The sequence below is a fragment of the Aquirufa ecclesiirivi genome (genome assembly GCF_011250515.1).
GTDB lineage: Bacteria > Bacteroidota > Bacteroidia > Cytophagales > Spirosomataceae > Aquirufa > Aquirufa ecclesiirivi.
Map to the genome: position 1 here is coordinate 498,404 of NZ_JAANOP010000001.1, position 11,874 is coordinate 510,277.

At 39.4% G+C, this 11,874-nt stretch carries 10 protein-coding genes; 5 read left to right on the forward strand and 5 right to left on the reverse strand.

What is annotated here, in order from left to right; translation table 11 throughout:
• Nucleotides 1-58: 58 nt before the first annotated feature.
• Both G9H65_RS02075 and G9H65_RS02080 read left to right on the forward strand, forming a co-directional pair.
• Nucleotides 59-964, forward strand: a complete 906-nt coding sequence (locus G9H65_RS02075; RefSeq protein ID WP_166373691.1) for a patatin-like phospholipase family protein — start codon at nucleotides 59-61, stop codon at nucleotides 962-964.
• A complete protein-coding gene (locus G9H65_RS02080) occupies nucleotides 954-1,334 on the forward strand; it encodes a hypothetical protein (protein WP_166373692.1) in 381 nt (126 codons plus the stop codon). The genes G9H65_RS02075 and G9H65_RS02080 overlap by 11 nt, the downstream gene beginning before the upstream one ends.
• 7 nt (nucleotides 1,335-1,341) lie before the next feature.
• Here G9H65_RS02080 and G9H65_RS02085 read toward each other — a convergent pair whose 3' ends face one another.
• The 5 genes from G9H65_RS02085 to G9H65_RS02105 form a co-directional block, all read right to left on the reverse strand.
• Nucleotides 1,342-1,659, reverse strand: coding sequence for a hypothetical protein (locus G9H65_RS02085; RefSeq protein WP_166373693.1), 318 nt, complete (start codon nucleotides 1,657-1,659; stop codon nucleotides 1,342-1,344).
• Between the two features lie 23 nt (nucleotides 1,660-1,682).
• Entirely contained in the window at nucleotides 1,683-2,213 is a 531-nt protein-coding gene (locus G9H65_RS02090) for a YceI family protein (protein WP_166373694.1), read from the reverse strand.
• A 36-nt stretch (nucleotides 2,214-2,249) separates the two neighbouring features.
• On the reverse strand, nucleotides 2,250-2,969 hold the full coding sequence (locus G9H65_RS02095) for a pirin family protein (RefSeq protein ID WP_166373695.1): 720 nt from the start codon (nucleotides 2,967-2,969) through the stop codon (nucleotides 2,250-2,252).
• 117 nt (nucleotides 2,970-3,086) lie between these two features.
• Complete coding sequence (locus tag G9H65_RS02100; RefSeq protein ID WP_166373696.1) at nucleotides 3,087-3,671, reverse strand: Crp/Fnr family transcriptional regulator; 585 nt, start codon at nucleotides 3,669-3,671, stop codon at nucleotides 3,087-3,089.
• A 5-nt stretch (nucleotides 3,672-3,676) separates the two neighbouring features.
• Complete coding sequence (locus G9H65_RS02105; RefSeq protein ID WP_166373697.1) at nucleotides 3,677-3,970, reverse strand: Dabb family protein; 294 nt, start codon at nucleotides 3,968-3,970, stop codon at nucleotides 3,677-3,679.
• 391 nt (nucleotides 3,971-4,361) lie between these two features.
• Between G9H65_RS02105 and G9H65_RS02110 the strand changes: the two genes are divergently transcribed.
• The 3 genes from G9H65_RS02110 (at nucleotide 4,362) to G9H65_RS02120 (ending at nucleotide 11,844) form a co-directional block, all read left to right on the forward strand.
• Nucleotides 4,362-7,430 carry a SusC/RagA family TonB-linked outer membrane protein gene (locus G9H65_RS02110; protein ID WP_166373698.1) on the forward strand — a complete coding sequence of 1,023 codons (3,069 nt, stop codon included), beginning with the start codon at nucleotides 4,362-4,364 and terminating at the stop codon, nucleotides 7,428-7,430.
• A 10-nt stretch (nucleotides 7,431-7,440) separates the two neighbouring features.
• Entirely contained in the window at nucleotides 7,441-8,943 is a 1,503-nt protein-coding gene (locus tag G9H65_RS02115; RefSeq protein ID WP_166373699.1) for a RagB/SusD family nutrient uptake outer membrane protein, read from the forward strand.
• A gap of 105 nt (nucleotides 8,944-9,048) precedes the next feature.
• On the forward strand, nucleotides 9,049-11,844 hold the full coding sequence (locus G9H65_RS02120) for a DUF1549 domain-containing protein (protein WP_166373700.1): 2,796 nt from the start codon (nucleotides 9,049-9,051) through the stop codon (nucleotides 11,842-11,844).
• Nucleotides 11,845-11,874: the final 30 nt, after the last annotated feature.

Consider the following 11,874-nt stretch of genomic DNA (forward strand, 5'->3'; position numbering starts at 1 on the left):
TTTCACTTATTCTTAGTTTGAACCTGCAGGTACGTTTTTGAATGAAAGATTTTTTTCTATGAAATTAAAGAAAAAAGTACATCTGGTGTTGGGAAGTGGCGGTGCTAGAGGCTTTGCGCACATGGGGGTCATTGATGTGTTGGAAGAGCAAAATTTTGAGATAATCAGTGTGACTGGATGCTCCATGGGGGCTGTAGTTGGTGGGATTTATGCGGCAGGTTTCCATGAGGCCTATAAAAACTGGGCTTTGGGATTAACGAAATCCAAAGTGTTCAGCTTATTGGATTTCACCTTAGGAAGGCACGGTTTTGTGAAAGGAGAGCGAATTTTTGAGGTACTATCTCAATTCATCAATGTGCCTTTGATCGAAGAGTTTCGCATTCCATTTACTGCTGTGGCAGCTGATATGCATACTAAAAAGGAGGTTTGGTTTCAGTCGGGGGATTTGTACCGTGCTTTGCGAGCTTCTATTGCCATTCCGGGCATTTTTACTCCCGTTATTGATGGAGAGCATGTATTAGTGGATGGCGGAGTTCTTAATCCATTGCCATTGAATGTCGTGAAAAAACAAGAGGGCGAAATGGTCATAGCGGTTGATTTAAATGGAGATGCTCCATTTTTTGTTCTGCCAGAAAAGATTGAATCAGATGATTCAGCGCTTTTACAAGGAATTAAAGAATGGCTAGGTAAATATTGGATTAGTCCTGCCCCTACTGATTTATCAACCTTGGCGAGTACGAAATCCCTAAGCGATATCTTGTTTTACTCCTATGAAATGACACAAGATAAAGTCACGGAAATGATGCTTGATAAATACCAACCGGATATTTTAATTGAGATACCTAAATCGATTTCTTCTATATTTGAATTTGATCGAGCAGAGGAATTGATTTCTTGTGGTCGAGAAGCTTGTATCAAAGCGATTGCTAAAATGGAAAATTCAACTCAGAGCCATGAAAAGTAAGGTGTATTTTTTAAGTTTTTTATGTTGCTTATTGCTACTTTCTGCTTGTAAAAGAGAGGAATTACCGAAGACCACTTGTCTAAAAGGACGATTAGCGGTGAAGGGGATCTGTATGAATTACGTGATTGAGGTGATCGAAGGGCAAGTAGATAGTAGCCAGGTAGAAATGTTATGGAAGCATCCCATGACGGGTAAAACGTATACTCGGGCATTTGCTTTAAGGAGTATTTGTTCCTTTCCAGAAAGTATAAAGGAGGGAGATGAATTTTATTTTAGCATTCCTGCTTTACCAGAGGATAAAATGTGTGCACAATGTAAAGCTTATAGCCCAGTACCCAAGAAGGGACTGTCCATAGAAATTTGTGAGTAATGTTAGGTTAAAAACTGAGTAGCTCTAGTCCAAGAACTTGATTTAATTCCGTGCGTAGTAATCCGCTGCCTCCTCCAAAATGTTCGATGGTTTTTACATTTGGATGAATTTGGGAGACGATTTGTACCATCTCTTTTTCTTGTTGTAAACTTAAGCCACTGCTGAATAGCACAATGTCTATGGGGCTTTTTTGGCAAATGGAGGGAACTTCTTCTAGCTCACAAGTACCCAGAGCAAAAAGCTCGGGGTACTTATTGACTAGTTTAATCAGCAAGGCGACGATTGCTTCGTTTTTTCCTACCACTAAAATATGATGAATTTTCATCTGGAGTATAGGATCAAAAGTGCTTAGGCTTTTACTAATTGGATTTCTCCAGCGATTTTAATTTCCTCGCTAACTAATACACCACCAGTTTCTAATGCTGCATTCCAGTTTAATCCGAAATCTGTACGGTTGATTTTAGTATTGATGGTAAAACCTGCCTTTAAATTTCCCCAAGGATCCTTAGCTACACCGCCAAATTCCACATGAATTTTTACAGGTTTAGTTACATCCTTGATGGTCAAATTGCCCAAAAGATTAAACTCATCATTGCTTGATTTTTCAATGCCCGTAGAGCTAAAGCTAATGTTTTCAAATTTGTCAGCTTCAAAAAAATCGGCACTAGCTAAGTGAGCATCACGTTGTTCATTTCCTGTGCTGATACTAGAAGCTTTCGCCGTAAAATTGATTTTTGCGTCAGCAAAAGTTTCATCCGAACTTTCTGCATTTACATTGAAATCGGTAAATCCACCCGTCACGTTCGTGATCATTAAGTGTTTAACTTTAAATTGAATTTCGGAGTGAGTTGGGTCTAATGCCCAAGTTAAATTTGCCATGTTTGTTGGTTGTTTACTATGTGAATGAATTTGTTGTTAAATGTGCATGGGAACTTCCATGAGAAGTATTTTGGCATTTTCGGATTTTGCTTTTAGGTCAAAGCCTTCAAGGTCCCAAAGTCCAAGACCATCCCGACGGTCCAAATCGTATCCTTCGATGCTGAATTGACCTTCTAGAACAAAGGCATAGACGCCATTCCCTGATTGTTTAATTTGATAGTGGCTGCTTTTCCCTTCTTCAAAATTCCCTAAATGGAACCAGGCATCTTGGTGTATCCAAACCCCCTCATCTTCTGGATTGGGTGAAAGGATTTGCTGCAATTGATTGACACTATCGCTGTTTTGTAAAGTGATTTGGTCATAGCGAGGCGTTACGTTTTTCTTGTTTGGGAACACCCAAATTTGTAAAAACTTAACGGCTTCGTCTTTGTGATAATTGTATTCACTGTGGTAAATACCTGTTCCGGCACTCATTACCTGAATATCTCCTTGACGAATTACCGCCACATTACCCATGCTGTCTTTGTGCTCTAGATCTCCTTCCAAAGGAATACTAATGATTTCCATGTTGTCATGTGGATGCTGGCCAAAGCCCATTCCACCTTTGACCATATCATCATTGAGTACTCTTAGTGCACCAAAATGGATTCTGGAAGGATCGTAATAATTGGCGAAACTAAATGTGTGTGAGCTGATTAACCATCCATGATTGGCTTTGCCCCTCGAGTCTGCTTTGTGTAAGATGCTCTTTGTCATATTGTTTTGAATTAACAATACAAAGGTCAGCACTAGATGTTCCAGAAATCATAATCTAGATTAAGAAAGTATAATCCTAACCGAGCTAGTAATGAACGAGGGTATATTCGATTTTAATTAGCGTGCACGCAGATATTCGCTGCGCATTTTGCTAAGAAACTCCGGAGTAACTCCAATGTAGGCAGCGATCAATTTTTGAGGAATATCATTGATTAGTGTAGGAAAAGTTTGACAAAAATTAGCATAGCGCTGCTTGGCACTTAAACTGAGATTGTCGATAAGTCGTTGTCGATACGCGACCAAAGAATTTTCTGTCAAAATCCGAAAATACCGTTCCAGTGCTGGGATTTGATCAAAAAGCACTAATTGGTCTTTTCTACTGAGCAATACTACTTCGGAATCCATGATGGCCTGAACGCTGAGGTCACCTGGTTTTTGGGATATAAAACTGTACATATCTGTAATCCACCAATTGGATGGGGCAAATTGCATGATATGTTCAAATCCATTCTCATCAAGAGAAAAGGATCTTAGGCAGCCTGAAACCACGAGAGCTGCATCTTTGGTAATTTCTCCTCGTTCAAATAGGTATTCTTTTTTAGTGAGTTTGACCCTTCTCCAGGTTTGTTCAATCAATGCGCAATCAGCCTCACTCAAGTGGATGTGTTTTTTGATGTTGAGTATGACTGGGTTTTCTGACATGAGTATTAAGGAATCTGGGTATAGTCGATTTCCTGAAAACTCGCGACTGCTGGTATCCAAACTTGTTCGACAAAACGTACATGATCAGGGTGTTGGGTATAGGCTTGATATACAGCATCTGTTTCGAACTGCATGATTAATCCATATTCAAATGAATTTTTAGGACTTATTTCTTGAAGACATTGAAAGGATTGAACTCCTGGAATATGAGCTAATTTTTTAGCTGCTGCAAAGAATGTATCTCGCTGTTCTTGGCTAAGCTCTGATTTGAATTGAAGAAATACAGAATGGTAAATCATGATTAAAAATTTATGTTCAAAGGTAGAAATATTTTGTAGAACTAAGATTTCAATCTTGAATAGATACTATTTTCATCCTTATGCGTAGGGTCACATTATCAACCTTTTTTCATCCACAAAAGTAACTGTTTGATTTTTTTTTGAAAAAATTGCATTATTTCTTTTTGGTATTCAATCGAGCTTTCGCCACAAAATCATCGTTTTATCGCTTTAACCTGATTATCAAAAAGATACAATAGTTTATAAATTAATTTAATAAGGATAGTTAAGGATGGTTGACTTTACTCAAATGAGTTAGTTGGACTTAATAATTGTATTGTTTCTATAAATAGTACTATTTGAAAAGCAAATTTTGTACAAACCTTTTACATCCAAACTCAAACCTCTTATTATGAAAAAACTATCATTACTAATTTTTTGTATGCTCCTGGTTTACCAAGGACTTGCTCAAAGTGTGCAAGTCCGAGGAAAGGTTAGCACTACCGGAGGAGTAGGAGTTCCCGGCACTTCGGTGTTAGAAAAAGGAACGAATAACGGTGCAGTAACCAACGTAAACGGAGAATATACCATTCGAGTAGCCTCCAAAAATGCGGTTCTAAATTTTTCATCCGTTGGATTATTACCTAAGTCGGAAGCGGTACAAGGCCGTACCGTAATTGATGTCCAATTGGAAGAAAACCAAAAAGAATTAACCGAAGTGGTTGTGGTAGGTTATGGTTCCCAAAGAAAACAAGATATCACTTCAGCTGTATCAGTGATTGGTATGAAGGACATTGGGGAGCAACCTGCTAGTAACATGAACCAATTGTTGCAAGGCCGTGCCTCAGGGGTAGTGGTGAAGCAAAAAGCAGGAACTCCTGGTGGAGCTTTTGAAGTACGTGTTCGTGGTATAGGCTCCTTGGGAGCGGGTAGTGATCCACTGTATGTAATTGATGGATTTCCGGTAGGAACTACTGTTGGTGCCAACTTTAACCCGAATGATATTGAAAGTATTTCGGTCTTGAAGGATGCGGCATCTACTGCCATTTATGGAGCGAGAGGTTCCAATGGTGTGGTTTTAATCACCACCAAAAATGCCCAAGAGGGGAAAGTAAACGTAAATTTCTCTGTGGATTATGGAGTAAACAGTATTCCTGATTCTCGTCGAGTGAAAATGTTAAATGGTCCTGAGTTTGCTCAGTTCAAGAAAGATATTTTCATGGATGCCATTCGGATCTTACAAAAAAGAGAGCCTTCTTTAGAGGAGGTACCTATTGGATATCGTTTTCCTGAGCAGACAAAATATTCAACAGATTGGTTTGGAGCTATTCTTAATAAGAATTCGGCCTATCAAGATGCTAACTTGACGATTAGTTCAGGTAAAGGTCCAATCAAATCGATGTTTTCTGTTGGTTATTATAAAGAAGATGGTGCCATCATGAATACGGATTATGACCGTATCTCGATTCGTTCTAACAACGGAGGACAAGTGAATAAGTTTTTAACGGTGGGTTTAAATGTCAACGGAAGTTTGACTCGTCAAAATGTAGCCAATACCGACGGACGTAGTGCCTTAGTTGGTGGAGCTTTATTAATGGATCCACGTGAGCCGATATACAATCCTGATGGAAGTATGCGACCTTATATTGGTGGTGTAGATGGAGCCTTTGGTTTTCCTAACCCCGTATTTTTATTGCAAAATGTTATTCGCAAAAGAAATATTTCGGATGTGTTAGCCAATGCCTTTGCAGAGTTTACGATTATGGAGGGTTTGAAATTTAGAACTTCCATCAATGGTAAAATGAATTTCAACCGCTTTAAAGAGTTTGTGCCTTCGACCATTGGAGCATCTGTTGCTTCAGGAACGGCAGGAGCGCCACCAAGAATTGCTACAGCTCGTGATATTTCAGAGCAATTGCAAAACGTTTCCTTTGATGAGTTGCTGACTTACACACCTAAATTAGGTGAAGAGCATAAATTGGATGCGATGCTTGGTTTTACTTCACAGAAAGAGCAGGTGTATGGAATCGATGGATCAGCTAATACCTTTCCAGATGATTTAGTACCTTATTTAGGAGCGGGTTCGATTCGTTCATCCAACTCTTATGAATACAGTTGGTCATTAATGGCGTATTTTGCTCGTGTCAACTATGCCTTGAAAGATAAGTATTTGTTCTCAGCATCTTTCCGTAGAGAGGGTAGTTCTCGATTTGGAGAAAACAATAAATTTGGAGATTTCCCGGCGGCTTCGGTGGGTTGGAGAATTTCTGAAGAACCTTTCATGAAGGACATCAGCTTTATCAATGACATGAAAATTCGTGCTAGCTGGGGTGTTACAGGTAACAATAACATTGGTAACTATCCAAGCTTAGCTTTTGTGGGGGCTAATAACTACATCTTAGGAAATAGCTTTGCTCCAGGTAAGGTGATCAGTAATTTCGCCAACTCCTCATTGAAATGGGAGAAGTCAGATCAATTAGATATTGGTTTGGATTTAGCCACATTCAATAACAAATTGACATTCACCTTTGAATATTATAAAAAGGTAACCAACGATATGTTATTGCCTGTTTCTATTCCAGCGGTTTCTGGTTTTACCACCAGTTTGGATAACATCGGTCAGGTTCAAAATACAGGGGTGGAAATTAGTGCGGATTATCGCACCAGTTTTGGTCCAGTGAATTTCAGAACCAACATGAACGTTACCATGAATCAAAGTAAAATTTTGGCTATCAAAGGAGCTAATGATATGCTTTGGTATGGAGGTTTTTATGGTGGATATAATGTCATGAAAGTAGGTCGCCCTATTGGTATGATTTATGGCTATAGAAAAGAAGGAATTTTCAATACGCAGGCGGAAATTGATGCTTGGGCTAAGCAAGACGGAGTTATTCCTGGAGGAATGAAGTTCAAAGACATGAATGGAGATGGTGTTATTTCTTATGATACACAAGACATGACAGAAATTGGTAATCCAAATCCTGCCTTTACTTGGGCTTGGACTATGGCGGCAGATTATCGCCAGTGGGATTTGAACGTATTATTTGTAGGGGCACAAGATTTTGACATCTACCGTAATATTGAAGCTTCTACCATGAACATGGACGGTGTATTTAACGTATTGGATAAAGCGAAGGATCGTTGGAGATCAGCGACTAACCAAGGAACTAATCCAAATGGTAAAAACTCTCAAGGTGGAACGAGTTATTTTAAATGGTCACGTGAGAGTAGTGAGCGTTATGTATATGACGGAAGTTATGTTTGGTTAAAGGCCGTGACATTAGGATATAAACTTCCTAAAATGAGTAATATATTCAGCGAGTCTAGAGTATTCTTAACTGCGAATAATTTATTCTTATTCACCAATTACCCAGGAAATAACCCAGATTCAGGTGTTAGAGGCGGTACGGAATTGAACAATGACGATGAGTCATATCCAGTTCCAAGAACAGTGGCTCTTGGTGTTAAATTAAACTTCTAATTCTACCAAAATGAAAAAAATAACAGCTTCAATATTATTATCTTTTTGCTTCATTCAGTTCTCTTGTCAAGAAGACTTTTTGAAGACAACAGACCCTACGAGGATTGGTCGAGATTTGTTTTATCAAAATGAAACTCAATTCAATCAAGCTTTGAATGGAATATATGGCCAGTTGCAGACTATTACGAACTCTGCCTATATTCAACAGGAATTTATGTCAGACAATACCACCTTAGACTTCAATCCATTGGATCGTGGAGGTGCAGCGGGTTGGGAGGCATTTGAATTCTCTACGGTAAATCAAGGAAATGGCGAAATAAATGCGCTTTGGAATAACCATTATGCCACGATGTACAACATCAATTATGCCTTGGAAAAATTAGCTGCATCAACCATTGATGCCACAGCTAAGGCGGCCATAGAAGGACAATTGAAATTCATTCGAGCATACCATTATTTCAATTTGACTCGTTATTTCGGAGATGTGGTTTTAGCCACTAAGACCTTGTCTAATCCGAATGAATCTTTTGCGTTAGTTCGTTCACCTCAAGCGGAGGTTTACAAGCAAATCGAGACGGATTTAGCTGATGCCGTTAAGTTATTACCTAGTTCTTATCCAGCTTCTGGAAGAGGTAAAGTAACTAAAGGTGCAGCCGTAGCTTTATTAGGTAAAGTATATTTAACTAGAAAGAATTATGCTGCCGCAGCTACAACGTTAAAGGATATTTTAAGTCTAGGTTATTCTTTGAATGCAAACTACAAAGACAACTTTGATCCAGCCAGAAAAAATGGACCTGAATCGATTTTTGAGGTACAATACCAAGGAGGAAACGACTTAGGGGAGCAAAGTAACTTTGTCTATGTTTTTGCGCCACGTTTATCGCAAGGAGCAGTAACAGGTTATGCCAATACTACGCCAAGTGGAAGAAATATTCCAACACGTGATATGATCAATGCCTATGAGGCAGGAGATTTACGTAAGGATATTTCGTTGAAATCTGGATATACTTTAAATGGAAATTTTGTGGGAATTCCATACGTGGCTAAATACCAATATCCTCACACCATTTCGGGTCGTTCGGATAATAACTGGCCCGTATTGCGCTATTCAGATGCTTTGTTGATGTTAGCTGAATCCATCAATGAAACTTCAGGCCCTACCGCTGAAGCTTTAGGCTATGTGAATGCTGTCCGTAAAAGAGCAGGCTTAGCAGAATTGGCAGGTTTATCCAAAGAAGGTTTACGTGCCGCAATCATGCAAGAACGTCGTGTGGAATTGGCCTTTGAAAATCACCGTTGGTTTGATTTACAAAGAACCATGACTCCATCGGAATTGACCACTTTTATGAACGCCCATGGTGCTAGAGAAAAGTCGAATCCAACCGTATCGCGTGGAGGTATTGCCTTCAATGCCTTGGATTATGTATATTCTGATTTTGAATATTATTTACCGATACCTGCACCGCAGATTTTGATTAATAGTAAATTAACCCAGAACCCAGGGTATAACTAAGGGATTTTTTATTTAGATTAATCTTTGTAAAATTACCGAGTGCTCGGACTTGCTCTCCGTGCCTCGGTAATACAAAGAGATAAACCTATTATAACAACTTTTTCTGTGCAAACTAGTACTGAACTTATAACCTTTTTAGGTCGATTACACCCTTTAATTGTCCACTTTCCCCTAAGCTTATTATGGGTAGTATTCCTGCTGGAACTTATTTCCTGGAGGCAGTCTTCCCAACAATTTAAACCGGCTATTCATTTGATGCTGTGGGTAGTTAGTATTTCTGCCTTATTGGCAGTTGCTTTTGGCCTACTATTAGCAAATCAAGATGAGTATGCTGGAAATACGGTAGTCTGGCATCAATGGTCTGGCATAGCCACTTTGGTCTTAGCTGCTTTGGCTTTATTAGCTTTTAAAGCGGATGAAATAAAGTCCTACCGTGCCTTATTACTACTTGCTGTTTTTGGAGTCACTTTTGCGGGTCATTATGGAGCGATGCTGACGCACGGTGATGATTATTTGAGTTCTGCTTGGAATCCCGAAATCGCCAAAGATTCCACATCCCTTGAACCTAAAATAGATGTTAAAAAATTACAGGGAGATATCAATGTTGATCAAAAAGAAGCTTTGGCCATAGAAGCTAGAAGTATTTTGACCAAACATTGTACCAGCTGCCATGGTACCAAAAAAGTAAAAGGGAAACTTCGTTTAGACGAATTGAAATACGTTTTAAAAGGAGGAGAAAACGGGAAAGCTTTGATCATTGGTCATCCTGAAAAGAGTGATATCATTCATCGTATCAAATTGCCAGCCAGTCATGATGACGCCATGCCTACCAAAGGCAAGCGTTTAACCAAAGCGCAAATTGAGGTGTTGGATACATGGATTAAGCAAGGAGCTCCTTGGCCTAATTCACCTAATACCACTCAACCCTTAGCCTTACCTGAAGAAAAAGAAAAGGATTTGGCTGAGTCTAATGACCTACCTACTGGACCCGTTCCGGCTGCCTTCCAAGAAGGAGAAAATGCCGTGGCAAGTCCAGCAGTACAAATTTTAAATACGAATCAAGTAGATGAATTGAACGTAAAAGTTCGCACCATCTTAGCCCATAATTGTTACAGTTGCCATAATGCCACCAAAACCAAAGGCAAACTTCGACTAGATAAAAAAGAGCTTCTATTTAAAGGAGGCGAAAACGGGCCTATTTTAGTAGCAGGATATCCAGAAAAGAGTGATATCATTCGTCGAGTTAAATTACCAGAAGGGCATGATGATGCCATGCCGACTAAAGGCAAGCGTTTGACCAAAGAAGATATTGCTTTGCTCGAGTTTTGGATTAAGCAAGGTGCGCCATGGCCAACAGGTCCAGAGAAAAGCTTGTACCGAGTGGCTGCTTTGGAGCCTCGTTTGCCGAATCTTCCATCGGCCAATGCTCAAGCCGAAAAGCCTATTGATTTATTTGTTGATCAATATTTTAAGAAAAATAAGATTGCTTGGAAAAAACCCGTCGATGACGCCACCTACATTCGTCGAGTTTATTTAGATGTGCAAGGTTTACTACCTAACCCACAAGCCATACAAAACTTTATTTCGGATAAAAGAGCCAATAAAAGGGAGCTTTTAGTTCAATCCTTGTTGAGCGATAATTCAGCTTATGCCCAGCATTGGTTTAGTTTTTGGAATGATGCATTGAGAAATGATTATACAGGAACAGGTTATATCACGGGTGGTCGCTTTGGTATATCAAAATGGCTGTATGGTTCTTTGAAAAATAATAAGTCCTATGATCAATTTGTTAAAGAATTAATCAGTCCAAACAAAGAGTCGGAAGGTTTTATCAAAGGAATTAAGTGGAGAGGGACGATTAATTCGAGTCAAAGCACCGAGATGCAAGCAGCACAAAATGTGGCTCAAGTATTCTTAGGCTTAAATTTAAAATGTGCTTCTTGTCACGATAGCTTTATTAGTGATTGGAAATTGGATGATGCTTATGCATTCGCCAATGTTTTTGCGGATCAAACCTTAGAGATTCACAAATGTGACCTACCAACGGGCCGTATGGCTGGCCGCGGTGTCCTATACAATTCACTAGGTAAAATTAAAGAAACACCTATTACAGCCGATCGCTTAGTTCAGTTGGCTGATATATTGGTTCAAAAGAAAAACGGTCGACTTTACCGTACCTTGGTCAATCGAGTATGGGCGCAGTTGATGGGACGTGGTATTGTGGAGCCGGTGGATGTGATGGACAATGAACCTTGGAGTCAGGATTTGTTGGATTATTTGGCCTATGATTTTGCCAATAATGGTTCGGATATGAAGCGTTTGATGTTTCAAATTTTAACTTCTAAAACCTACCAATTGCCAACGGTTGGCTTTAAAGAAGTATCTATGTTGACGGCATCTAATTATGTCTTTAAAGGAATGACAAAACGTCGTTTAACTGCCGAACAATTTGCCGATGCCGTGAGTCAATCATTCTTCCCATTGTATTCGGATTCTGCTTTGGCGGTCAAAATGTTGCCTGCTGATATCAAAAAAGATATTCCTTTTGCGCGAGCTGCTTTGGTTAAAAATGATCCGTTTTTGACGGCTTTGGGGAGACCTAATCGTGAAACGGTTTCAACTAGCAGAACCTCTCAAGCCAATTTATTACAGGCATTGGAATTGACGAATGGAGTTAAATTCAATTATACCTTGAATACGGGAGCTAAGATTTGGGTAGCCAAATACAGCTCGAGTGATGCCTTGGTCAATGCACTTTATCGCCAGGCTTTGGGACGAAACCCAAGCTCACGCGAAATGGAATTGGCCATTCGATACTTGGGTAAAAAACCGAGTATTGAAGGAGTTCAAGATTTTGTTTGGGCTATTACCTTACTTCCTGAATTTCAATTAATTATCTAAGTTTAGCAATAGAATATCGTGTATTTTTGT